This window comes from Herbaspirillum aquaticum, assembly GCF_002213425.1.
Classification (GTDB): domain Bacteria; phylum Pseudomonadota; class Gammaproteobacteria; order Burkholderiales; family Burkholderiaceae_D; genus Herbaspirillum; species Herbaspirillum aquaticum.
In genome coordinates, this window is sequence record NZ_NJGV01000011.1 from 20330 (window position 1) to 46149 (window position 25820).

17 protein-coding genes are annotated in these 25820 nt (G+C 63.9%); 16 read left to right on the forward strand and 1 reads right to left on the reverse strand.

Translation table 11 applies throughout. The features are described 5' to 3' along the window. The first annotated feature begins 25 nt into the window (after positions 1-25). The 11 genes from CEJ45_RS13440 to CEJ45_RS13490 all read left to right on the forward strand — a co-directional run bounded on the left by CEJ45_RS13440 (position 26) and on the right by CEJ45_RS13490 (position 13371). Positions 26-943 (forward strand): LysR family transcriptional regulator, encoded by a 918-nt coding sequence (locus CEJ45_RS13440; RefSeq protein ID WP_088755604.1) that lies wholly within the window; start codon positions 26-28, stop codon positions 941-943. A gap of 114 nt (positions 944-1057) precedes the next feature. Further along, positions 1058-1633 (forward strand): chalcone isomerase family protein, encoded by a 576-nt coding sequence (locus tag CEJ45_RS13445; protein WP_088755605.1) that lies wholly within the window; start codon positions 1058-1060, stop codon positions 1631-1633. Continuing rightward, on the forward strand, positions 1630-2883 hold the full coding sequence (locus CEJ45_RS13450) for an MFS transporter (protein ID WP_088755606.1): 1254 nt from the start codon (positions 1630-1632) through the stop codon (positions 2881-2883). Before CEJ45_RS13445 ends, CEJ45_RS13450 begins: the two co-directional genes overlap by 4 nt. Before the next feature lie 21 nt (positions 2884-2904). Beyond that, positions 2905-4479: a cryptochrome/photolyase family protein gene (locus tag CEJ45_RS13455; RefSeq protein ID WP_088755607.1), complete on the forward strand. Its 1575-nt coding sequence runs from the start codon at positions 2905-2907 to the stop codon at positions 4477-4479. Between the two features lie 222 nt (positions 4480-4701). Then, positions 4702-5343 (forward strand): response regulator, encoded by a 642-nt coding sequence (locus CEJ45_RS13460; RefSeq protein ID WP_088755608.1) that lies wholly within the window; start codon positions 4702-4704, stop codon positions 5341-5343. A gap of 29 nt (positions 5344-5372) precedes the next feature. Beyond that, positions 5373-7034, forward strand: coding sequence for a sensor histidine kinase (locus CEJ45_RS13465; protein ID WP_187697677.1), 1662 nt, complete (start codon positions 5373-5375; stop codon positions 7032-7034). Positions 7035-7062: 28 nt separating this feature from the next. Next, complete coding sequence (locus tag CEJ45_RS13470) at positions 7063-7437, forward strand: Hpt domain-containing protein (protein ID WP_088755609.1); 375 nt, start codon at positions 7063-7065, stop codon at positions 7435-7437. Positions 7438-7472: 35 nt separating this feature from the next. Next, positions 7473-9761, forward strand: coding sequence for a hybrid sensor histidine kinase/response regulator (locus tag CEJ45_RS13475; protein ID WP_088755610.1), 2289 nt, complete (start codon positions 7473-7475; stop codon positions 9759-9761). A 153-nt stretch (positions 9762-9914) separates the two neighbouring features. Further along, complete coding sequence (locus CEJ45_RS13480; protein ID WP_088755611.1) at positions 9915-11660, forward strand: methyl-accepting chemotaxis protein; 1746 nt, start codon at positions 9915-9917, stop codon at positions 11658-11660. A gap of 15 nt (positions 11661-11675) precedes the next feature. Next, positions 11676-12638 carry a chemotaxis protein gene (locus CEJ45_RS13485; RefSeq protein WP_088755612.1) on the forward strand — a complete coding sequence of 321 codons (963 nt, stop codon included), beginning with the start codon at positions 11676-11678 and terminating at the stop codon, positions 12636-12638. Positions 12639-12924: 286 nt separating this feature from the next. Then, positions 12925-13371: a bacteriohemerythrin gene (locus CEJ45_RS13490; RefSeq protein WP_088755613.1), complete on the forward strand. Its 447-nt coding sequence runs from the start codon at positions 12925-12927 to the stop codon at positions 13369-13371. 51 nt (positions 13372-13422) lie between these two features. Here the strand turns inward: CEJ45_RS13490 and CEJ45_RS13495 are convergent, their stop codons facing one another. After that, positions 13423-15033: an EAL domain-containing protein gene (locus CEJ45_RS13495; protein WP_088755614.1), complete on the reverse strand. Its 1611-nt coding sequence runs from the start codon at positions 15031-15033 to the stop codon at positions 13423-13425. Between the two features lie 361 nt (positions 15034-15394). Here CEJ45_RS13495 and CEJ45_RS13500 point away from each other — a divergent pair, with 361 nt between their 5' ends. From CEJ45_RS13500 to CEJ45_RS13520, 5 genes are all read left to right on the forward strand, one after another. Next, positions 15395-17026, forward strand: a complete 1632-nt coding sequence (locus CEJ45_RS13500) for a methyl-accepting chemotaxis protein (RefSeq protein ID WP_088755742.1) — start codon at positions 15395-15397, stop codon at positions 17024-17026. Between the two features lie 54 nt (positions 17027-17080). Beyond that, complete coding sequence (locus tag CEJ45_RS13505) at positions 17081-18445, forward strand: ATP-binding protein (protein ID WP_187697678.1); 1365 nt, start codon at positions 17081-17083, stop codon at positions 18443-18445. Further along, positions 18442-19788 carry a response regulator c-di-GMP phosphodiesterase, NosR family gene (nosR, locus tag CEJ45_RS13510; protein ID WP_088755615.1) on the forward strand — a complete coding sequence of 449 codons (1347 nt, stop codon included), beginning with the start codon at positions 18442-18444 and terminating at the stop codon, positions 19786-19788. The genes CEJ45_RS13505 and nosR overlap by 4 nt, the downstream gene beginning before the upstream one ends. 183 nt (positions 19789-19971) lie before the next feature. Then, positions 19972-24489, forward strand: a complete 4518-nt coding sequence (locus CEJ45_RS13515) for a CHASE domain-containing protein (protein ID WP_088755616.1) — start codon at positions 19972-19974, stop codon at positions 24487-24489. Next, positions 24486-25457, forward strand: coding sequence for a diguanylate cyclase (locus CEJ45_RS13520; protein WP_088755617.1), 972 nt, complete (start codon positions 24486-24488; stop codon positions 25455-25457). The genes CEJ45_RS13515 and CEJ45_RS13520 overlap by 4 nt, the downstream gene beginning before the upstream one ends. Positions 25458-25820 lie beyond the last annotated feature (363 nt).

Here is a 25820-nt window from a genome sequence, read left to right on the forward strand (position 1 = left end):
TCCACCTCGCCAGGAAGCCCGCCCTATGGACCGCTGGAATCAATTCGAACTCTTCGTGCAGGTCGCCGAGCTGGGCAGCCTCTCGCGCGCGGCCGAGGTGCTGGGCATGTCCAATGCCGCCGCCAGCCGCAGCCTGGCCGCGCTGGAAGAACGCCTGGGCGCGCGCCTGGTGGAACGCAGTACGCGCCGCCTGGGGCTGAGCCAGACCGGCGAGGCCTTCTATCGCCAGTGCAAGGCGGCCTTGACGCAGATGAAGGAGGCCGAAGCCCTGGTCAATGCCAACAGCGTCGCCCCCGGCGGGCTGCTGCGGGTGACGTCCTCGCTGTCTTTCTGCATGAAGCACATCAGCCCGCTGCTACCGCGCTTTCATCGCCTCTATCCGGACATCACGCTGGACGTGGTCTCGGCCAACCGCTATGTCGACCTGCTCGACAGCGGCATCGACGTGGCCATCCGTACCCGCGAGTTCGAGCCCGATTCCAACATCGCCGTACGCCGGCTGGCCGCCACCCGCCGCATCCTGGCGGCCTCGCCCGGCTACCTGGCCGCGCGCGGCGTGCCGCGTTCGCTGGAAGAACTGGCCACCCATGACCTGCTGGTCTACAGCCATTCCAACAATCCCAACCAGTTGCGCTTCACCCATCGCGATGGCCGCGAGCAACAGCTCGACATCGCCGCCCTGATGCAATCCAACGATGGCCAGATCATCCGCGCCGCTGCGCTGGAGGGCCTGGGCATCCTGATCCAGCCCAACTACATCATCTATGACGACGTGGTGGCAGGCCGCCTGGTACCGGTGCTGGATGAATGGGACTTGCCGCGCCTGACCATCAACATCGCCTACCAGGGCCGCAAGCACCTGCCCGCCAAGGTGCGGGTCTTCGTCGATTTCCTGGTACAGCATTTTGCGGAGATGGACTACGAGCGCAAATGGACGCGCTGAGAAGCGCCGGCGATGCAGTTCCGCCCATGCATACCAACCAGTAAATATAAAATACCAATTGGTAGCTTTTATCTTATACTGGTAGTCATCTTGTTGCCCATGAGGAGACATCCGATGTCCAACGCCACCGTCCGTGCCCTTGACTGCCAGCCGCTGCGCCTGGCGTGCTGCGCCTTCCTGCTGGCCCTGTTCGCGCTCTGGCCGGGCCGCGCCGCACAGGCCGCCCAGCCTTGGCGCGAGGCCCTGCCGGCGCAGTTGCAGACGGTGGGCAGCGGCACCATGACCTGGCTGGGTTTCCGCATTTACCAGGCCACCCTGTGGGCGCCGCAGAAACCGCTGGATGAAAGCCAGCCGTTTGCCTTGCAGCTGGACTACAAGGTCAAGATCAGCCGCGACAAGCTGGCCTCCACCTCCATCGAAGAGATCCAGCGCATGAGCCCGGCCCCCATCGCCGGCACCACCCTGGCGCGCTGGAAGAGCGAATTGAACCGCGCCTTCGTCGACGTGGCCGATGGTGACGAGCTGGTCGGCGTCTACCTGCCCCAGCGCGGCATGCGCCTGTATGACCGCGACAAGATGCTGGCCGAGATTGCCGATCCGGAACTGGCTCGCTCCTTCTTCAACATCTGGCTGGGCCAGCCCAGCCGCGATGAAAACCTGCGCCGACGCCTGCTCGGGGAGGCGCCTTGAGCGCAGTGCCGCAATCCTCGCCAGCGCCCGCCTCCGGCTGGAGCAACGCCGCCTATGGCATGCTGGGCGCGCCCCTGGCCATGGCGGCGCTGCCGCTGTTCGTGCAGATCCCGGCGTATTACGCCAGCCATGTGGGCCTGGCCCTGGCGCCGCTGGGCTGGGTGCTGTTCGCCGCGCGACTCTTGGACATGCTGCAGGATCCCCTGTTTGGTCACTTGCTGGATCGCTCGGCGCAACGGCAGAAGCGCTGGATGGCGGCCGCAGGCGTGGTGCTTGCAGCAGCCTTCATTTGCCTCTGGAAACCGCCGTCCTCGCCGCAGGCCGCCATGGTATGGCTGGTGGCGATGCTGGTGCTGGCCTATGGCGCGCACAGCATGCTGAGCATCGCCTACCTCTCGTTGGGTTCGCGCCTGCCGGAGCAAGGCCTGCGCGCCGTCCCCTGGCGTGAAGGCGCGGGCCTGGCCGGGGTGATCCTGGCCAGCGTGGTGCCGGTCGGCATCCTGGCCGCCGATCCGGCATTGATCGACCAGCGCATCACCTGGTACTGCCTGTTCTTTGGCGCGGTGCTGGCTTTGTCGTTGCTGTTGCTGCTGCGCCAGCCGGCCCCGCCAATGATGGCGCAGGGCGAGCGCTGGGGCGCTTCGCTGCGCGCACTGTGGGCCAACCGGGCGTTTCGTTCGCTGCTGCCCCCCTATCTGCTCAATGCCCTGTCGGCCGCCATTCCGGCCACGCTGGCGCTGTTCTTCATCGAGGATCAACTCCAGGAACGCGCGCTGGCCGGCGGCTTCCTGGCGGCTTACTTCGGCGCGGCCGCGCTGGGGCTGCCGCTGTGGAGCGCCCTGGCGCGCCGCGTCGGCACCATCGCCTGCTGGCGCCAGGCCATGCTGCTCTCCATTGCCGGCTTCGTCGGGGCGGTCCTGCTGGGGCCGGGGGACCGCTGGGCTTTCCTGCTCGTCTGCCTGGCCACCGGCGCCGCGCTGGGTGCCGACCTGCTGCTGCCACCCGTCCTGCTGGCACGCGTGGTCACGCAGCGCGCCTCGGTGGGGGCGGCCTTCGGCATCCTGACCATGCTGGGCAAGCTGGCCCTGGCACTGGCGGGCATTGCCCTGCCCTTGCTGTCGGCGCTGGATTACCAGCCCGGGCAAGGGCCCAGCAGCAGCCTGCCGCTGGTCTACGCGGCCCTGCCCTGCGTGCTGAAACTGGCGGCCTTCGTGGCACTGGGGCGCTATGGGCGCCAGCACGCTGCCTGAGCAATTTTCCGTTCGCAGATCATGAAGAAAAAGACCGACGCGCAAGCCACTCCCGCTTCCACCCTGCGCCTGATCCTGGGCGACCAGTTGAACGCACAGCATTCCTGGTTCGACCAGCCCGATCCCGAGGTGGTCTACGTGCTCATGGAAGTGCGTTCCGAAACTGATTACGTGCTGCACCATGCGCAGAAGATCCTGGCCATCTTCGCGGCCATGCGCGCCTTCGGCGAGCACTTGCGCGAGTCGGGCCACCGGGTACGCTACATCCGGCTGGACGACCCCAGCAACCGGCAGTCGCTGGTGGACAATCTCGACGCCCTGGCCGCGCACTACCAGGCTGGCTGCATCCAATGGCAGTCGCCCGATGAATGGCGCGTCGACCAGGCCCTGCGGCAGTGGGGCGAGGCCTGGGCGCACGCCCACCAGGGCGCGACCGCCGTGGTCGACAGTGAACACTTCCTCACCGCCCGCAACGAACTGCCGCGCCTCTTCGAAGGCCGCAAGCAGTGGCTGATGGAACATTTCTACCGGCAGATGCGGCGCCGCTTCGAGTTGCTGCTCGATGCCGATGGCAAGCCTGAAGGCGGCCAATGGAATTTCGACCATGACAATCGCAAACGCTGGCCCGGCAATCCCCCCGAGCCCCGGGATTGGCGACAGCCCCACGACCATGGCGCCCTGTGGGAGATGCTGCAGGCACAAGGCGTACGCAGCTTTGGCGATCCCCAGGCCACGCAGCTGCGCTGGCCGCTGGACCGCAGCGAAGCCCTGCAGCATCTCGATCATTTCATCACTACCGTCCTGCCGCATTTCGGCGACTATGAAGACGCCATGAGCAGCAAGGCCCAGCGCCTGTTTCACTCGCTGCTGTCTTTCGCGCTCAATGTGAAGATGCTACATCCGCTGGAAGTGGTGCGCCGCGCCGAGGAGGCCTATCGGGAAGGCCGCGCGCCGCTGGCGGCGGTGGAAGGTTTCATTCGCCAGATCATCGGATGGCGTGAATATGTGCGCGGCATCTACTGGTCGCAGATGCCCGGCTACGAGGAACGCAACGCCCTGGCGCACCGCCTGCCGCTGCCGGCCTGGTTCTGGACTGGCCAGACCCGCATGAACTGCCTGCGCCACGCCATCGGCCAGTCGCTGGAGACGGCGCATGCGCATCACATCCAGCGCCTCATGGTAATCGGCAATTTCGCGCTCCTGGCCGGGCTTGATCCCAAAGAACTGCATCACTGGTACCTGGGCATCTACATCGATGCCTTCGAGTGGGTGGAACTGCCCAATACCCTGGGCATGAGCCAATGGGCCGATGGCGGCATCATCGCCACCAAACCCTACGTCAGCAGCGCCGCCTATATCGGCCGCATGAGCGACTACTGCCAGGGTTGCGCCTACGATCCCAAGCAAAAGACCAGCAGCGATGCCTGCCCCTTCAACGCCCTGTACTGGGACTTCTTCCTGCGCCACCAGTCCACCTTCGGCAACAACCCGCGCATGGGCATGGCCTATCAGCAGATCAGGAAAATGCAGGCGGAGGATGTCCAGGCCCTGCAACAACGCGCCGCCGACCTGCGCAGCCAGCTGGATACCCTGTGACACTCCCGGGCGCCGCTCCCATGGCGCGATAAAGCTGCCGGATCCTGTAAAAGCAGGCAAAATACACAAAATCTGACGAAGTCACGAAATTCTCTGCATAATGGGCCGCGAAAGTCTTGCCTGACGGCAGCACTGTTGCTTTTCGTCGAAAACCGATTATACCGAATTCAAATTCTAAATAATGAATTTGATTTATTTGGGTAAAATACCGATAATGAATTTATGAAAACCGCAAAGACAACCAGCTCCGAGGTGTGCACCACGCAGGAAGCGGCGCACATCCTGGGTATCTCGGTGTCCTCCGTCCAGCAACTGGTGGAGGCCGGCATCATCGAGGCCTGGAAGACCAAGGGTGGACATCGCCGCATTCCGCTGGCGGCCGTGCATGCCTACAAGTCCACGCCCGGCTCGTCGTCGGCGGGCGAGGCCGCAGAACATGGCCGCAGCAGTGCGGCGCCACGCCCTAGCAACGGCCGCACGGCAGTCCTGGTGATCGAAGACAACCGGCTGCAGCGCGAGCTTTATGCCGGTGCAATGGGTTCCTGGGGCTTGCCGCTGGACCTGGTGTATTGCGACAACGGTTACAAGGCGCTGCTGGAGATCGCGCGCAGCAAACCCGATGTGGTGCTGGCCGATATCGTGATGGAAGGCATGGATGGCTACGAAGTGGTCAAGACCATCCTCCACGATCCGGAGCTGCAGGATGTGAGCATTGCCATCGTCAGCAGCCTGGACGAGGAAGAGATGACCATGCGCGGTGGTATCCCGGCCGGGGTGGTGTTTTTCCCCAAACCGGTCAATTTTGATGAATTGCGCGGTTACATGCGGGCCTGCTGTGCCCGCAGGGAGCGCGAGACCCGCTAAGGGCCCACACAGGAAAGGCCAGCAGTGCCATGGATGACCGGAAACACCCCCCTCTCTCCCTCCGGTTCGTGCGCATCGACCTGCGCCTGGCCCTGGGCCTGTTTTCGCTGTTGCTGATCTGCGGCCTGTGGCTGGGCGCGTTCAAGGAACTCAACGCCAGCCGCGAGAACCACCTGCAGGACGCCCGCCGCGATGCCCAGTCGCTGTCGCGGTTGTTCCTCGAACACGCCTACCGCACTGTCGAGGCTGCCGACCAGGCCGCACTCTACCTGCGCTATCGCTATGCCGAGCGCGGCCAGTCCCTGGACCTGGCCACCGAAATCTCCAACGGCCTGGTGGCGCGCAATGTCTACAACCTCTTCACCATCGTCGACGCCAAGGGTGACGTGGTGCTCTCCAGCAAACCCTTTACCCCGCTGAACCTGGCCGACCGCGAACACGTGCAGGTGCAAGGCGGCGAGGACAAGCTCTTCATCAGCAAGCCGGTGCTGGGGCGCGTGTCCAAGAAATGGTCGCTGCAGCTCACGCGCCGCATCAACCGTCCTGACGGCAGCTTTGGCGGCGTGATCGTGGTGTCCATCGATCCGCAGTATTTCACCAGCCTGTACCACCAGATCGATGTGGGCCACCACGGTGTCATCACCCTGGTCGGGGCCGACGGTATCGCGCGCGTGCGCCGCACGGGAGACATGGATGCCATGGGCGAGCAGGTCAACGGCGGCAAGGTCTACGCCGCCATGCTGGCGCAAGGCAAGGGGGTGGTTGAAGCCTTCAGCCGGGTCGATGGCCGCGAGCGCATCTACGCCTTCCACAAGCTGCGCGACTATCCGCTCTACGCCTCGGTGGGCATCGACATCGAAGAGCGCCTGGCCCCCTACTACCGCGAACGCAACCGCACCCTGACGCTGGCCTCGCTCATTACCCTGGCCGTTCTGGTTTTCAATGCGGTGCTGATCTGGATGGCCGGCTCGCTGGTGAGGAGCCGCCAGGAAGCCATGCAGGCCAGCCAGGCCAAGTCACGCTTCCTGTCCAACATGTCGCATGAATTCCGCACTCCGCTCAACGGCGTGCTGGGCTATTCGGATGCGCTGCGCGAAGAGCTGGATGAGTCGCCGCTGGCGCAATATGCCACTGCCATCCATGACAGCGGCAACCGCCTCTTGGGACTGGTCGAGTCCATCCTCGAAGTCACCGCCCTGGAAGACCGCCGCGTGGCCGTGCACAGCGAACCCGAGAACATCCGCGAACTGGTCAGCCAGGCCATCGCCCGCCATTACCAGGCGGCCCAGACCAAGGGCCTGCAGCTGGAATGCCGCATCAGCGACGATGTTCCGCAGATCATCGTATGCGACCAGCGCAAGGTACTGCGCGTGCTGGAAAACCTGATCGGCAATGCCGTACGCTACACCGACACCGGGCGCGTACTGGTGGAAGTCGACCGCAGCAGCGACCAGCTGGCCATCCGCATCAAGGACACCGGCATCGGCATTGCCGCCGGACAAGTCGATACCATCTTCGAGAAGTTCACCCAGGCTGATGACAGCGAACAGCGCGCCAGGGACGGCGCGGGCCTGGGACTGACCATTGCGCAGCGCCTCGTGACGCTCATGGGCGGCCAACTCATGTTACAGTCGAAACAACATCAAGGATCGACGTTCAGCTTCACATTGCCGCTGCAAGAGCCGAAGTAATCGGCCGCAAAGAAGAGAGGGGAATACCGTGCAACCGGGCCAGCCACTGACCGACTATCACCATATCGACCCGAGCCAGCTGCTCGATGCCGTGGGCGGGGACGCCGGCACCGTGGCGTCGCTGGCGCGCACTTTCCTGGAGAGCGCGCCGCCCATCTTCGCCCGCCTGCAAGAAGCTGCCCTGGCCGGCAACGCCGAGCGCATCCGGCATGAGAGCCATGCCTTGAAAGGCATGAGTGCCATGTTCCAGGCGCAGCCGCTGACGGCGCTGCTGCAGCAGACCGAACAGGCCGCCCGCCAAGGACAGTCACCGCGTCCGGAGGACCTGGTGCAGCTGCAGGCCAGCTTTGCACCGGTGCTGGATGAGATCGGGCGCTGCGCGCGCTCGCAGCCCCAGTCCTGACCTGCGGGGGCACTCCCTGCCCTGCCTGCCCGTCCATGACACCCTCCACGCCCGCCTCCGGCCCGCTTCCCGCCCCGCCGCGCATCCGCAAGTCCGCCGTTACCCTGGGCGCCTTGCTGCTGGCGCTGCTGGCGGCCACTGTCATCATTTCCGGCAGCCTGCTGTACCGTGCCAGCCTCAACGACTGGCGCAACGACCTCGCCACGCTTTCCACGGTGCTGGCCGAGAGCACCGCCCAGACCATTTCCTCGGCCCGGCTGGTGCTGGACAGCATCCAGTCCGACATCGAAGCCGCCAACGTCAACGACGACACCCAGCTGCGCGAACACGTCAGCACGCCCGAGTATTCCCGCACCATGCGCGAAAAGATCCGCGGCCTGCCCTTCATCTCGGGCATCGGCATCAGCAATGCCCAGGGCCGCATCGTGAGCCTGTCGCGGGTATTCCCGGCGCCGCCGCTGGACCTGACCGACCGCGACTATTTTTTCCATCACAGCCAGAATGCCTCGACCGAGGATTTCCTGAGCGAAACCGTCAATTCGCGCGCGGCCGGCGTGCCGACCTTCTACCTCACCCGCCGCATCAATGACCGCCAGGGCCGCATGCTGGCCATCGTGGTGGTGGCCCTGCCCAACTCGTTCTTTGAAGAGTTCTTCAGTGCCGTGACCAAGGACAAGCCCTTTTCCATCCTGCTGGCGCGGGAAGACGAGAAGCCCCTCATCACCACATCCCTGGTGCACGACACCACGGTGCGGCGTGACATCAAGCCGCTGGCTGACCTGCACCTGCCGCGCCCGGCCGGCACCAGCGCCAAGCAACCCTACTACTTCATGCAGGCGCACTGGCTGGGTATCCACCGGCCGGTGCGCAATGCGCCGATGTACCTGGAGATCGGGGTCACCGACAAGGTCTATTTCACCGAATGGCTGGAGTCGATGTATCCCTTGATGCTGGTGGCCGCCATCAGCCTGGTGGGCCTCATCGGCGGTTTTGGCATGGCCCTGCGCCAGGTCCAGCGACGCGAGCAGGATGCGCAACTGGCCTTGCATCTCAAGGAAGAAGCAGACCAGGCCAACCAGGCCAAGTCGCGCTTCCTGGCCATGGTCAGCCATGAAGTGCGCACGCCCATGAATGGCATCCTGGGCTTGTCCGAACTGCTGATGGAGTCAGGCCTGTCGAGCAAGCAGCAGCACTATGCCGACAGCATCCACAGCGCCACCGGCGGACTGGTGCGCATCATCAACGACATCCTTGATTTTTCCAAGATCGAATCCGGCAAGCTCGATCTGGAGGGCGTGGCCTTCCATCCGGCGCGGCTGGTGCGCGAAGTTGCCGAGCTGTACCGGCCTTCGATCCACAACAAGGAGGTGCAGCTGGATGTGCGCATCGATTGCGATGACGCGCTCTGCCTGGTGGGCGACCCGTCGCGGCTCAAGCAGGTGCTGGGCAACCTGCTGAGCAATGCCATCAAGTTCACCCAGGCCGGCTACGTGCGGCTGAGCATGTCGGCGCAACGGGAAGAATCCTCGCCTGCGCGCTGGCGGGTCTTCTTTACCGTGGCCGACAGCGGCATCGGCATTTCCCCGGAAGCCCTGGCCCAGCTGTTCCAGCCCTTCACCCAGGCCGACACCTCGATTTCGCGCCGCTTTGGCGGGACCGGACTGGGCTTGGCCATGAGCAAGAACCTGGTGGAACTGATGGGCGGCAAGATCGCCTGCCAGAGCGTGCCCGGACAATCCACCAAATTCAGTTTCGACATCCTTTGCCCGGAAGGCGTGACCACGGATCGCCCCGAGGCCCCGCCGCAGGCGGCCATGAAGAATGATGCTTCACCTGCCCCGCAACCCGCCGCCAGCCCTGCCCCCGCTGCACCGGTATCGCCGGCCCAGGTGAACCCGCTCGCCCCACTGACGCCGACCACCACGGCCGCCCCCTCTGCCCTGACCGGCGCCCGCATCCTGGTGGCCGAGGATACCGAGATCAACCGCCAGTTGCTGCGCATCCTGCTGGCGCGGCGCGGCTGCATCCTGCAGGAGGTGGAGAACGGCCAGCTGGCGCTGGAGGCCATCCGCAACGGCAACTATGACCTGGTGCTCATGGATTGCATGATGCCCATCATGGACGGCTACCAGGCCACCAGCGAGATCCGCAGCTTCGAGCAAGCCCATGGCCGCCCGCGCACGCCCATCATCGCCCTGACCGCCAGCGCCATCGAAGGCGACCGCCAGCGCTGCCTCGATGCCGGCATGGACGACTACCTCAGCAAGCCCTTCACCCAGGTCGGCCTGATGAATGCCGTGGAAAAGTGGCTGCAAAAAGCCTGAGATCGATAAACCTGAGTTGAATTCAGGAAAATCCTTACGAAAATAAAACAACTGATTAAATCGTTTTATTTGATTTATTTGTTTAGCCGTCTTATGATGGTTCCTGAGCGCACATGAATATTCCAACACGGCGCATTTATCAGGAGTGTCATCATGAAATGGTTCTACGATCTGAAGATAGCCCACAAACTCAATGCCGGCTTCCTCGTCGTGCTGATGTTCATCGTGGCGCTGGGCGGTTTCTCCATTGCGCAATTGGCGCAGGTCAACCAGAGTTCCACCGACATCGCGCGCAACTGGCTGCCCAGCATCGACACCCTGTCCAAGATCAGCCTGGCACTGGCGCGCTCGCGCAGTTTCGACATGCAGCAAGTGCTGACTGAAGACAAGAAGGAAGAGCAGGCTGCACGTGAGCGTGGCAACAAGCAGATGGCCGTGCTGGAAAAGGAAGTGGCGCATTACGGCAGCCTGATCTCGGAGCCGCGCGAAAAGGAGCTTTACCCGGAAATCCAGCGCAACATCGCCGCCTACAAGGCCGCCCATGACCGCATGGAGAAACTGTTCATCGATGGCCAGAAGCAGGCTGCCTACGCCGTCCTGATGACCGACTCCACCCCCGTCTACCGCAAGCTGCAGGACCAGATCAATGAACTGAGCGAGGTCAACAGCAAAGGCGCGGCCGCCTCGGAACAGCAGGCCAGCACCGTCTACGAACAGGCCCGTATGGCCATCTTTGCCCTGATCGCCACCTGCGTCGTGCTGGCCATGACCCTGTCCTGGTGGATTGCCCGCCTGGTGGCCCGTCCGCTGACCCAGGCCGTCTCGATTGCCCGGCAGGTGGCCGAAGGCGACTTGACCGCCCGCATTCCCGAGAACACGGGTCGCGACGAAACCGCCCAACTGATGGGCGCCTTGAAGCAGATGAACGACAACCTGCTCACCATCGTGCAGGAAGTGCGCATCGGTACCGACACCATCAGCACCGCCTCGGCCGAAATCGCCACCGGCAACATGGACTTGTCTTCCCGCACCGAGCAACAGGCCGGTGCCCTGGAAGAAACTGCCTCGGCCATGGAAGAACTGACCTCCACCGTACGCCAGAACTCCGACAATGCCCGCCAGGCCAACCAGTTGGCGGTCACCGCGTCCGAGGTGGCCCAGGCCGGCGGCCAGGTAGTGGGCAAGGTTGTTCACACCATGGATGCCATCAATGAATCTTCGCGCAAAATCGCCGACATCATCGGCGTCATCGACGGGATCGCTTTCCAGACCAACATCCTGGCCCTGAACGCCGCCGTGGAAGCGGCCCGAGCCGGGGAGCAGGGACGCGGTTTCGCGGTGGTCGCCTCGGAAGTGCGTTCGCTGGCCCAGCGCAGTGCCTCCGCAGCGCATGAAATCAAGGCCCTGATCGACGACTCGGTGAGCAAGGTGGATACCGGCACCAAGCTGGTCGGCGAAGCCGGCCAGACCATGGACGAGGTGGTGGCCAGCGTCAAGCGCGTCTCCGACATCGTGGCCGAAATCACCGCCGCCGGTGCCGAGCAGAGCCAGGGCATCGAGCAGATCAACAATGCGGTCGTGCACATGGATGAAAACACCCAGCAGAATGCCGCCCTGGTCGAACAGGCTGCCGCTGCCGCCAAGGCCCTGCAGGAACAGGCAGCGCGCCTGAGCCAGACGGTGGGCGTGTTCCGCCTCGATGCCAGCGACGTGCCGGCAACGGTGAGCGCCAAGCCGACCATGATGTCCGCTGCCCCGCGCAACATCACCCCGGCACGCCCGGCAGTGAGCGCAGCGCGCCCCAAGGCCATCGCCCCGTCAGCCCCGGCAGCACGTCCGTCGGCACCGGCCAAGAGCCAGCACGACAGCGCCGACAACGGTGACTGGGAACAATTCTGAAGACCTGAGGACACCATGGACGCCTTCCAAAAAGAAATCGACGAACGGACCAACCTGACCTCCAGCAACAAGTTCGAGCTGCTGCTGTTCCGCCTCGGCAACCCCGAAGGCAGCACCGACAAGCCGGGCGAACTGTACGGCATCAACGTCTTTAAGATCCGCGAGATCGTCCCGATGATGGACATCACCGCCGCCGCCGGCATGCGCTCCCCGATGCTGGGCATGGTCAACATCCGCGGCCAGGTGATGTCGGTGGTGGACCTGCCGGCGGTGGCTGGCTGCAAGCCGGGCCACGGCTTGAACATCCTGCTCATCACCGAGTTCGCCCGGCATACCCAGGCCTTCGCGGTCGAGTCGGTGGAAGAAATCGTGCGCCTGGACTGGAGCCAGGTCCTGCCGGCCGACTCCAATGCCTCCGGCAACGTGGTCACCAGCATCGCCCGTCTCGATTCGGCCCAGGACGGTGGCCGGCTGGTGCAGGTGCTGGACGTGGAGCAGATCCTCAACATGGTCTCGCCGGTCAAGGAACAGATGCAGCCGCCCGCGCCGGGCAACAACGAACTCAAGATCAAGCCGGGCTCGGTGGTACTGGCGGCCGACGACTCGCGCATGGCGCGTGCCCTCATCGAGCAATGCCTGAACGATCTCAAGCTGCCCTATGTGATGGCCACCGATGGCTTGCAAGCCTGGAAGAAATTGCAGGAGCTGGCCCGCGAAGCGGAACAGGAACACAAGCCCCTCACCGACAAGGTCGCCATGGTGCTGACCGACCTGGAAATGCCGGAGATGGATGGCTTCACCCTGACCCGCAAGATCAAGGCCTCGGACCTCTACAAACAATTGCCGGTGGTGATCCATTCTTCACTCACCGGCGCGGCCAACGAAGACCATGTGCGCTCGGTAGGCGCCAATGGTTACGTCGCCAAGTTTTCACCGCCTGAACTGGCAGCAATGCTGCGCAAGGTGCTGCCCCCCTGACGGCACCTACTGCAGAGCCAGGAACGGCGCTTTTTACAAGCGCACGGCCGACACCCTGTCGGCCAGCAGGACAAGCCCCACGCCACCCTCCCGGTGCCGTGGGGCTTTTTGCCAGCCTGGCTGGCTCCAGCGCCTGACCAATCCCGACTGGCTTGAGCTACCTCAAATTATTTCGAGACCAGGCTCCTAGAATCAGGACTGAACATCCCTCCGGCACGCCTGGGCCGGCGATGCGGATGTCTCCGCCCCGACCCGCGTGCGGTCGTCCTGTCCCAGGAGGCTGGCCATGGTTCCCACTTCTGAACGTGTCGTTTCCCTCGTCCCTTGCGCCGGCAGCAAGGGACCGGCCCAAGGCATCCCGGCCCTGCTGGCTGCGATGGATGCCGAGCATCGTGAAGTCCTGGAGAGCGTGGCCGCGCTGGCGGTGGTGCCGCCGACGCGGTTTGCCAGCGCCTATGCGGCCCTGGTAGCGCAGATCGAAGCAGGATTCCGGGAAGAAGAAGAGATGATGGACCAGATCGGCTACGGCGAGATCCGTGCCCATCGCCGCGACCATGCCGAGCTGCTGGCACTGCTGCATCGCCTGCGGCCCTACCTGGATGATGGCAATGCGCCCCTGGCCGACATCGTCATGGGCATGATCCCGGCCATGCTGGTGCGGCACATGGCGGGGATGGACCAGGCGCTGGCGCTGGCCTTGCGCATGCAGGGCACAGGCTCGGGCAAGCGCTGATGCGCCGTAGGCGGATCAGGCCATCAAGAATGGCGGGGAAGCCAGGTCAGGTCAGGCCAGGCCGGGCTCGGGGACGCGGATGTTCTCCGGCCCGGTGCCGTAATCGGCCAGCGTGGACCGATAGAAATCAATGAACTCATCTGCCGGCAAGGGCTTGGCGAACAGCCAGCCCTGGGCGAAATTGACCCCGTGCTCGCTCAGGTAGGCGGCCTGCGCCAGGGTTTCCACGCCTTCGGCGACGATGAACAGGTTCAGGCTCTTGGCCATGGCGATGATGTGATCGATCACCGCACTGGTGGCCGCGCCCGTACCGATGGTGCTGACGAAGGACTTGTCGATCTTGAGCGCATCCATGGGCAGCCCCTGCAGGTACTGCAGGTTGGAATAACCGGTCCCGAAGTCATCGAGCGCCATCGAATGTCCCAGTTCGCGCGCCCGCGCCAGCGTCACGCGGGCCGAGGCGATGTCCATGCAGCCGCGCTCGGTGGCTTCCATCCAGAGCTGTTCGGTACGGATGTCGGTACCGGCCAGCGTCTGGCTGACCACGTCGATGATGCGCCCGGTCTTGATATCCTGGGCCGCCACGTTCACGGCCACATGCAGTGCACGGTCAGCGCGCAAGGTGTCGCCCAGTTCATCCACCACGGCGGCGATCACGAGGTCGGTCATGGGCAGGATCAGGCCGCTCTCCTCGGCCAGCGGCACGAACAGGTCCGGCCGCACGATGCTGCCGTCCGGCCTGCGCCAGCGGATGAGCGCCTCGGCACCGATGCAACGTCCGGTGGCCAGTTCGATGATGGGCTGGTAGAAGACGATGAATTCCTTCTTGCGCACCGCCAGCTGCAAATCGGCCAGCGGCGACAGGCGTGCCTGCGACACCCGCAGCACCAGCAGGACCAGGCCCAGGCCCAGCAGCACGCCCACCGGCAGGAACCAGCGTTGTTCACTGGTCATGGTCTCCACCACCTGCTGGCCATCGATGATGGCGGCGGCGGTCCAGCCATCGCGGCTGACAGTCGAGACGAAGAAACCATCGAAATCCTGGGTGCCCAGCCCGCGCAGCGCGCGGCCGGCCATGCCGGCCGACACCGGCATGCCGTATTGCGCGACCAGCCCGAAACCATTGCGTGCCAGCACCACGTGCACACCATCTTCCAGCACCACGTCGATGAATCGTTGGCGCTGGACCAGCGCCACGTGAGCACCGTACTGGAGCGCCATCATGCTGGGCCCGTCGGTGACGAAGGAGTTTTCGGCCAGCGCCACACCGATGCCGTCCTCGGTGGTAAAGGCCAGTTCCGGCAGTGGTCGGCGCAGCGCCTGGGCACGGCGATCCCAGGAAGTGCATTTCAACTGCCCGGACTCGTAATAGCCCATTTCCTCGATGGCACCGGAATTGACCGCGATCAGCCGCATCTGTGCGATGTGCTCATCCGAGCAGGGCAAGAGCAGCAAGGGCGACAGCGACCGCAGCGCGCGCTGGCTGTTCTGGAAGGTGGCCTCGGCGCGGTCCACCACGCTTTCCGCATAGCGAGCCAGGCGTTCATGTTCGGACTGGATCACTGCCTGGCGCGACAGCCACAGCATGCCGATCACCGGCACCGTGGCCGCCACGATGGTGGCGATGATGGTCAGGACCACCACCTTGCTTTTGTTGTTCACATCCTCCCCCTTTTACCGCCGCTTGCGTCGCGACCAGTTCGCCCCGGAATTCCCTTCTGATGCTCATCATTAGAGCGCAAATAAACAATTAAATCAATTTAATCATTTTAAGAATCAAGGAACGGTCTTTCCAATGCTTGGGAAAGGCGCCTCAACAAGGCCGCGCCAATTAGCATTTATCCTTAAAAATCAATGACAAAGGATGTCAACACGAAGATCTGCAGCAGACTTTTCGCCTTGACAACACAGTGGGGTCGGAGCAACGAATTTATCGTTTATTCCCATAAAGAATCATTTTTTTAGTGATTTCAATGATTTTGTGCTTTAATGATTCCATCAAACAATTTTTCGGGGAATGAACATGCGCCTGAACCTGCCGGTCACTCAACAAGAGCGCGAAATCGATGCTCATTGCTCCATCGTGTCCAAGACCGACACCAAGGGGCGCATCACCTACGTCAACCCGACCTTCATCCACATCAGCGGCTTCACGGAAGAAGAGCTCATCGGTGCGCCGCAGAACATCGTGCGCCATCCCGACATGCCTGAACTGGCCTTCGCCGACCTGTGGAGCACCCTCAAGGCTGGCCTGCCCTGGACCGGACTGGTCAAGAACCGCTGCAAGAATGGCGACTTCTACTGGGTCAAGGCCAACGTCACGCCCATCTGGGAACGCGGCAAATGCACCGGCTACATGTCGGTCCGCACCAAGCCCGCACGCGCCGAGATCGCCGCCGCCGAGCAGGCCTACCAGGAACTGAAGAAGGAAGGCGCCCGCATCGCCGTACATCGCGGAGAAGTGGTGCCGACCGGCCTGCGCGGCAAGTTGCGCCAGGTTTCGCAGGTCTCGCTGAAGACACGCCTGGATCTGGGACTGGGCACGGCTGCGGCCGGTATCTGTGCGCTGGCCTTCTTGAACGGGCAGTGCGCCGATCACGCCAGCAGCCTGCCAACCCTGGTCGCCACGGGCGCCGCCCTGGGCAGCCTGGCGCTGCTGCGCATGACCTTGGCCAAGCGCATCTTCACCCCCTTGCGGCGTGCCGTGGGGCAGGCGCGCCGGGTCGCGGGTGGCGACCTGTCCGCGGCCGACCTGCAGGCCCGCCGCGATGAAATGGGCGCCCTGCTGCAGGCCATGGAACAGATGCGGGTCAACCTGGTGGCATCGGTGGGCGACGTGCGCCGCAGCGGCTTGCACATTGCCCAGGCCACCGGCGAGATCGCACGCGGCAACATGGACCTGTCCTCCCGCACCGAATCGCAAGCCAGCAGCCTCGAAGAAACCGCTGCCAGCATGGAAGAGCTGGCCTCCACCGTGACCCAGAACAGCGAGAACGCGCGCCAGGCCAACCGCCTGGTGGAAGAAGCGCTGGCCACCACGCGCGATGGCGAAGCCTCCATCCACCACATCAACGACACCATGGATGCGATCCACAAAAGCGCCGAGCAGATCAAGCAGATCACCGGGCTGATCGACGGGATCGCCTTCCAGACCAATATCCTGGCCTTGAATGCGGCCGTGGAAGCGGCACGCGCCGGTGAGCAGGGACGCGGCTTTGCAGTGGTGGCCGGTGAGGTGCGCAACCTGGCACAGCGCTCGGCCCAGGCCACCAAGGAAATCAAGCTGCTCATCGACGAATCCTCGCAGCGGGTCAGCACCGGCGTGAAGCTGGCCGGCGACATGCGCGACACCATGGGCGGCATCATGCGCTCGGTGACGCAGGCCGCTACCGCCGTGGCCGAGATCACCGCCGCGTCGGGCGAACAGCAGACCGGCATCCAGCAGGTCAACGAAGCCGTGGTCCTGATGGATGAAGTGACCCAGCGCAATGCAGCGCTGGTGGAGGAGGCTGCGGCCGCCGCCGGCAGCCTGGAAGAGTCGACGCAGCAGATGATCCAGGCCATCAGCGTATTCAACCTGGATGGCATGGCCGCGACGGTCGTGGCCTTGCCCACGCAAGAAGACAAGCGCATGGCCCTGCCCCGCGCCGCATGACCTGGAGGGCGCGGCTCCAGCCCCTGATCCGGAGCCATCGCTGAGGAGGCGAACATGGGACACAGCGAAGCATTGATGGCCAACGAGTGCGCCAGCCAACGCACCCATGCCGATGACGCGCCCGACACCCGGGCGCTGGTCAAGGCCAACGCACGGTATCGCCACATCATCGGCAATACCCCTGCCATCATCTACAGCAGCGTGCCCTCGGGCGATTTCCAGCTCACCTTCGTGAGCGAAAACGCCTCCCGCGTGCTGGGTTACGAGCCCTGGGAAATGCTGGACGATCCCAACTTCTGGTTCAACCACATCCACCCCGACGACACGGCAGCGATCTTCTCCAGCCTGGCCATGCTGTTCGTGGAGGACCAGAAGATCTACGAATACCGTTTCCGCACCCACGACGGCAGCTACCTGTGGATGCACGACACCCTGCGCCTGATTCGCGATGCCGAGGGGACACCGCTGGAAGTGATCGGTCTCATGACCGACATCACCGGCCGCAAGCAGATGGAAGACACCCTGCAGCGCCAGGCCGAGGAGCAGAGCGCTTTGATCGAACAGCTCAAGATGGCCCAGGCCCAGCTGATGCAGTCCGAGAAGCTGGCCTCCATCGGGCAGCTGGCCGCCGGGGTGGCGCATGAGATCAACAATCCGATCGGCTTCGTCAACGCCAACCTCAACACCTTGGGCAACTACGTGGCCACGCTGCTGGAAGGCATCAAGCTGTACCAGTGCGTCACCAACGGCAGCCTGCCTTCCAGCGTGGCGCAGTCGGAGATGCAGGCCTTCGAGGAACGGGCCGACCTGCAGTTCCTGAGCGAAGACGTCACCGAACTGCTGGCTGAATCCAACGAGGGCTTGCAACGCGTCAAGAACATCGTGCAGTCCCTGAAGGATTTCTCCCGTACCGGCGAAAGCAACTGGCAGATGGCCGACCTGCATCGCGGCCTGGACAGTACCCTCAACATCGCCAACAACGAACTGAAGTACAAGGTCACCATCATCAAGCAATATGGCGAGCTGCCCATGATCAAGTGCCTGGCGTCGGAACTGAACCAGGTCTTCATGAACCTGCTGGTCAATGCGGCCCAGGCCATCCAGGAACGCGGCAGCGTGACCATCCGCACCGAACGCTGCGGCCAGCGCGTGGCCGTCTCCATCAGCGATACCGGACACGGCATCGCGCCGGAACACATCAACCGCATCTTCGAACCTTTCTTCACCACCAAGCCGGTCGGCAGCGGGACCGGGCTTGGATTGTCGCTGTCCTACGGCATCATCAAGAAGCATGGCGGCGATATTCATGTCAGCAGTGAAATGGGCAAAGGCACCACCTTCCGGATCGAACTGCCCATCGATCCCGCCAGCGCCCAGCCACCGAGCACAGCATCGGACGAACCAGGAGACGCATCATGACCGCCATCCAGAGCCAGGAACTCCAGACCCTGCAACAAGCCGACCCGTTCGCCCTGCCGCCGCCCTGCGTGCTGCTGGTCGATGATGAACAGAGCATCCTGTCGGCACTCAAACGCACCTTCCGGCCGCAGGGCTACCGCCTGCTCACGGCCACCAGCGCCGAAGCCGGGCTCGATATCCTGGCCAGCGCCGAGGTCGACCTGGTGATCTCCGACATGCGCATGCCCGGCATGAACGGCGCCCAGTTCCTGGCCCAGGTCAAGCAGCAATGGCCGGCCACCATGCGCATCCTGCTGACCGGCTACTCCGAGATCGGCAGCACCATCTCGGCCATCAACGATGGCGGCATCCACCATTACCTCTCCAAGCCCTGGGAAGACCGCGAGCTGCTCATGATCGTAGCCCACGCGCTGGAGGAACAGCAGCTGCGCAAGCAGAAGATGTCACTGGAACGCAAGGTACGCGAACAGAACCTGCAACTGGCCGATTTCAACCGCCAGCTGGAACGCCAGGTGCAAGCCCGCACGGAAGAGCTGCGGCAGACGGTCCTGTTCCTGGAGAACGCCCAGGAAGAGGAACAGAAGGCCTTCCTCTCGATGCTGCACGTGTTCTCCGACATCAGTGAACTGCGCGCCGGCCTGGCCAATGGCCAGTCAGCCCGCATCGCGCGCTGGTGCGAACAGCTGGCGCTGCGCATGGGCATGAACAGCCACCACGCCAAGGACACCATGATGGCCGGCATGCTGCACGGCATCGGCAAGCTGGATCTCTCCGATGAACTGGTCAGGAAACCCATCGAAAAGATGAGCAGCGAGGAACTGCAGCGTTTCCTGTGGCACCCGGTGAAGGGCCAGATGCTGCTCACGCCCATCCCGACCCTGGCCGAGACCGGCGAGATCATCCGCCACCAGCACGAGCGCTATGACGGCCGTGGCGTGCCGGAAAGCCTCTCGGGCGACGCCATCCCGATGGGCTCGCGCATCCTGGCCGTGGTGCGCGACTTCGAGGGCCTGTGCAATGGCGGCATCACCAGCCACAACGTGAGTCCCGAAAAAGCCCTGTCCATGCTGCGCACGCACGCCGGCCATCGCTATGACCCGGTGATAGTCAACACCTTCATCGCCATGATGGAAGAACAACGGCTGGCACTCGAACAGCAGACCCGCCTGCTGGCGCCGCAAGACCTGCGCGTGGGCATGAAGCTGGCCGAGGATCTGCGCACCCGGTCCGGCGTGTTGCTGCTGAACAAGGAACACGTGCTGGACGAAGCCATCCTGGCGCGGTTGCGGCGCTTTGAAGAGATCGATGAAATGCCGCTGAAGGCCAGGATCCTGTTGCATTGACGCATCAGCATTCGTACAGCAACACCCAGGCGTCGAAGCAAGCCTGCCAGCTGGCGGGTGCACCCGGGAATTTCCCGATTGCCGACGCGCCGTGAGGCTGGTGCAATCAGCAAGACGTTCAGGCGCATGGCGCCTGTTCGCGTTGGGGGACGCGATGCAGTTTCACAAGAAAAATGGAAAACCATGACCAGAATCACCAGAAATACCGGACTTTTCCTGCTGATCGCCTTGAGTCTGCTGCTGGCCGGCGTCGCCGGCCTGTCCCAGCTGAACCAGAGGGAGGTGCACGACAGCCTGTCGCGGGACAGCCGCTGGATTCGCGACGATATCGAATCCCTGCTGCGCCGCTATGAACATGGACTGCGTGGCACCCGAGGCGCCATCCTGGCCATCGGGGCCAACGACCTGAACCGGGAAAAGCTGCTGCGCTACGTGGACAGCCGCGACCTGACCCAGGAGTTCCCCTGGGCCGGTGGCTTCGGTTTCATCCGCTACGTCTCCCAGGCCGAACGCGCGGCCTATGAAAAGAAGATGCGGGAGGATCACTTCCTCTTCTCCAACATTACCGAGATGACCAGCAATCCCGGCGAGCGCTACGTCATCGAATACATCGAGCCCATCGGGCCCAACCGCCAGGCGCTGGGACTGGACATCGCCTCCTCGCCGCAGCGCCGCTCGGCGGCCGACCACGCCATGCTCACCGGCCGCGCCGAACTGACCACGCCGATCAGGCTGGTGCAAAGGCAAGGCAATACCGCCAACGGCTACCTGTTCCTGCTGCCCATCTATGCCGGCTCGTTCACCCCGCCGACCATGGAACAGCGCCAGGAGAAGATCATCGGCTGGGCCTATGCCCCCTTGTCGGTGCATGACATCCTCTCCGAACTGAACCGGCGCTGGAGCATGCATTCGCTGGAGATCCGGGTGGAGGACGTGGCCACTGGCGAACCCGCCGTCGAACTGTTCCGCAGCGACGGCTTTGACCAGCTCAATGACGCCGTCAGCCTGGACACTGCGGTGCCCCTCTACGGACGGGCCTGGAAACTGGTCGTGCGGGCGGCGCCCGAATACACCTATGCGCACCAGTTCGTCAGCGACCGCGCCATGCTGCTCTCGTGCGCGACGCTGGTCATGCTGATCGTGGCCATCGCCCTGGCCTACCATAGTTTCTCCACTCGCGAAGGCAAGCTGCAGGAAGCACGTGCGCTGCTGGCCGCCGTAGTGGACAGCTCACCGGATGCCATCGTGACCACCGACGCCCAGGGCCGCATCACTTCCTGGAACAAGGGCGCTACCGACACCTTGCGGGTACCCGAATCCATGGCGCTGGGCACGCCCCTGTCCACGCACGCGGCATTGCACGATCTGGACCAGCGCCGCAGCGGGCTGCAACCGCAACCCGGCCTGGGCGCCGCCGCTGAGCGGCACGAGTCGCCACACGTGATCAGCCTGCCGGGCGAAGCCGTGGGCTATGCCTCGGCACTGCTGTTCCCCTTGCGCGACAGGAGCGGAAAACAGATCGGCAAAGCCTTCATGCTGCGCGATGTGACCCGCGAAAAACGCATCGAACGTGAACTGCACCGCATCAACGAGGAACTGGAGCTGACCGTGCAACAGCGCACCGATGCGCTGCACCAGGCCAAGACCATGCTGCAGACCGTGCTCAACGTGATGCCCTCGCTGGTCGGCTACTGGGACAAGCATCTCATCAACCGCTTCGCCAATGCCTCCTACGAACGCGTCTTCGGGCGCGGCCCCGGCGAGATCACGGGCATGTACATGCCCGACCTGGTCGGCTACGAGCTGTTCGAATCGGCCTTGCCGCATATCGATGCCGTGCTGGCCGGCGAGAAGCAGACCTTCGAGCGGACGTTCACCGATGCCGTCAACGGTTACAAGCACGTCCTGACCACCTACATCCCCGACATCACCGAGGAAGGCGAGGTGATCGGCTTCTATGTGGTGGCCCACGACGTCACCGAAATCACCCACAACCGCAACCAGCTCAGCGATGCACTGGCACAGAACCAGTCGCTGCTGGACCAGGTGCAGCAAGCCAATGCCCTGCTCAACAACGTGCTCAGTTCGGCCACCGGCGTGGCCATCATCGCCACCGCACCGGATGGCATGATCACGCTGTTCAATCGCGGTGCCGAACGGATGCTGGGCTATCGCGCCGAGGAAGTGATCGGGCAGATGAAGGAAGAGGCCTTCTCGGGCCGCCTCAACAATCCCGCCATCCGCGCCCAGGCGGCGCTGGAAGAGAAGGCCGTGAGCGACCTGCGCTACCGCCGCAAGGATGGCGTGACGCTGCCGGTCACCCGTCAGCAGACGTCCATGCTGGATCACCGCCAGCGCCACCTGGGCGACCTCTACATTGCCGTGGACATGAGCCTGCAGCGCCAGCAGGAAGCCGAGCTGGCGGCGGCTCGCGACCAGCTCATGCTGGCCGCCGAAGTGGCCAAGCTGGGCGTGTGGGTCTGGGATCGTGCCGGCGACACGTTCGAATTCAACCGCCAGATCGCCGAGATCTACGGCATCGGCGATGGCAGCAGCGGCCAGGTCACCACCTATGAAGGCTGGCGCAGGCGCGTGCATCCGGACGATGTCGGCTATGTGGAATCGGCCCTGCAGGCTGCGCTGGCCGGCACCGGGGAGTTCGAACCGGTGTTTCGCGTGGTGCGCGCCGACGGCAGCATCCGCTTCGTGCAGGCACGCGCCCACGTCGACCGCAACGGCATGGGTGTGCCGGTGCGTGTGATCGGTATCAACCTGGACATCACCCAGCGCATCGAATTTGAAAACAACCTGGTCGAAGCGCGCCTCAAGGCCGAACAGGCCAACTCCGCCAAGAGCATGTTCCTGGCCAGCGTCAGCCACGAGATCCGCACCCCGATGAATGGCGTGCTGGGCATGATCCAGCTGCTGCAGAGAACGCAACCGCAGCCGGCCCAGCGAGACTACCTGAACAAGGCCGAGATATCGGCCAAGTCCCTGCTCAACCTGCTCAATGACCTGCTGGATTTCTCCAAGATGGATGCCCGGCAGGTGCACCTGGATCTGCAGCCGTTCTCGCTGGAGCATTTCCGCAGCGACCTGGCGGCGATCCTGGCCGGCAACCCGCCGCAGGAGGGCGTGAGCCTGGATATCGTGCTGGATGGCGACCTGCCGCAACGCGTGGTGGGCGATGTCTATCGCCTCCAGCAAGTGCTGGTGAACCTGATCAGCAACGCCCTCAAGTTCACGCACCTGGGGCGCGTCGACGTGGCCCTGCGGCGCCTGGCGGGGGACAATGCCCGGCAAGTGATGCTGCGAATAGAAGTCAGCGACACCGGCATCGGCATTGCTCCGGAACGCCTGCAGGACATCTTCGATGCCTTTACCCAGGCCGAAGCCTCCACCACCCGCCGCTACGGCGGCACCGGACTGGGACTGGCCATCAGCCGCCATCTGGTAGAGCTCATGGGCGGACAGCTGCAGGTGAGCAGCGAACCGGGACGCGGCAGCCGCTTCTGGTTCGACCTGTCCATGGAGATCGATGACCCCACGCCGCTCTCGCAGGCGCGCGCGGCGGACCAGCCCACGCCGGCCGACCATCCGCCCGCCGGCGAGACTGCACGCGAACTGGAGGGCGTGCGCATCCTGCTGGTGGAAGACAATGCCGTCAATCGCCAGGTCGCCACCGGCCTGCTCGCGCTGTACGGCGCGCAGGTCAGCTGCGCCGAGAACGGCAGTGCGGGCGTGGCCATGGCCAGCGATCCCGAACGCTGCTTCGACCTGATCCTGATGGACCTGCAGATGCCGGGGATCGACGGCATTGAAGCCACCCGCCGCATCCGCCGCCAGCCGGACCTGCGCCACATCCCCATCCTGGCCATGACCGCCAACGCCTCGCCGGAAGACCGTCGCCGTTGTATCGATGCCGGCATGGCCGGCCACATCGCCAAGCCCATCGACGTGAGCACGCTGGTGCCGACACTGCTGTCGCACCTCCAGCATGACCGCAGCACACCTGTGCTGGAGAGGGAGCCGGATGAGACCACGCCCGTTGAAGAGCAGCCCGCCGATCGCCAGCAGGTCGACACCCATGCCGAACTGATGCGCCGCTTCCGCCAGGCCAGTGACGTGTATCGCACCACGCTGGACGCTGCCGGGCCGGAACTGCAGCGCCTCTTCGCGGACTACGAGGCAGCGCTGGCGCAGTCCTCGCAAGGCGGCATCGAACAGGTCGCGCACGCGCTCAAGGGCTTGTGTGCCACCATCGGAGCCAGTGGCCTGGCCGGGTATTTCGCCGGGATCGAGCGCGTGTGCCGGGCTGGCCAAAGTACAAGCTCCAATGTCATTCCCACGGCCTGGAAAGAGGAGTTGGGCGCGGTACGGCGCGATGCGGGTGTGGTCTTGCAGCAACTGGCGGTACAGGCGCTGCAGGGGATATCCACTGCCCCTGGCACGGCGACGCCGCCGGTTGGCGCGGAGCCGGCCGATGCCACTGCAGAGGCTTCCGATTTTCCTGATAGGCAAGCACTGCGGGCCTTGTTATTGTCGAGCAATCTCGAAGCACTGGACCTGGCTGAAGCGCTGGGCAAGCGCCATGGACTGCTGCAACAGCCCAGCTACCAGCAGTTGTGGGCGCTGATCGAACGACTCGATTTTCCGGCAGCCTTGGCGCATCTCGATCAACATTTCGGAGAACCCCGTTGAAACGCATCCTGGAAGAACTCTCTTCGCTGCGTGGCAGCCGCCCGCGCGTGCTGTTGTGTGACGATCAGCCCATCAACATCCGCCTGGCCAATGCCCTGCTCAAAGGGGACTACGAGATCTTCATGGCCACCAGCGGCATGCAGGCCATGGAGCTGTGCGAAAAGGTGGTGCCGGACCTGATCCTGATGGATGTGAAAATGCCCGGCCTGAACGGCTATGAGACCTGCGAACGGCTCAAGCAGAACACCGCCACGCTGGGCATTCCGGTGATTTTCCTGACGGGGCTGCAAAGCGAAGAAGACGAGGTCAAGGGCTTCGATGCGGGCGGGGTGGACTTCATCAGCAAGCCCATCAACGGCACGGTCCTCAAGGCGCGGGTGCTGACCCACCTGACGCTGAAGCTGCAATCCGATTTCTATCGCAATATCGCCGTCACCGATTCGCTCACGGGTCTGTTCAACCGCCGCAAGTTCGACAGCGAGCTGGCCGAGAAGTGGGAGCTGTGCAAGCGTTCCGGCCAGGCCATGTCGCTCTTGATGATCGATATCGATTACTTCAAGAAATACAACGACCACTATGGCCACCAGGCCGGCGACCGCTGCCTGGCCGACGTGGCGCACGCCATCCGCAGCAATTTCCACCGCAGCTACGATTGCGTGGCGCGCTATGGCGGTGAGGAGTTTGCCTGCATCCTGCCCATGGCCGGCCCTGAGCAGGCCGTGATGCTGGCCAAGGCCGTCTGCGAATCCGTGGCCCGCTTGCATCTGCCGCATGCCCGCTCGGAGGCCAGCGAATTCGTCACCCTCAGCATCGGCGTGGCCTCGGTGCAGGCCCCCGGCCACAGCAGCACGCCGGCCGCGCTGGTGGCCCTGGCCGACAAGAACCTGTACCAGGCCAAAGCCCTGGGACGCGCCCAGGTCGTTGGCGGGATCCAGGTTGATACCGCCGCCCCGGCCCCGCTGCCCTGACCAGGCAATACGCCCGGCCGGCCACTGCACCTGCTGACACTACCGCCCCACCCAACGCCGCAATGCCGGCGCCGCACCGCCTCGGCCACATGGCCCCAGGCGCAATGTCCGCTTGTTCCGTTCCGCGTTGAGGGGCTTGTGGGGGCATGCCGCGACCGTATCGCACATTGCACTGCGACACACTCTCGAAATATCACGAGGTAATTTCCGAATAAATTTGAACTCACCGGCCTGAATTTCGAGCTTCGTCGACTATTTTCGACATCCCGGTAAAACTGCGTTTTTCTTCCCGCATGTCCTCGCCAACTACAACAGTCTCATCCGGCGAGGGAGCGGTGAAGCCCATTAGACCCGTTCGATGCG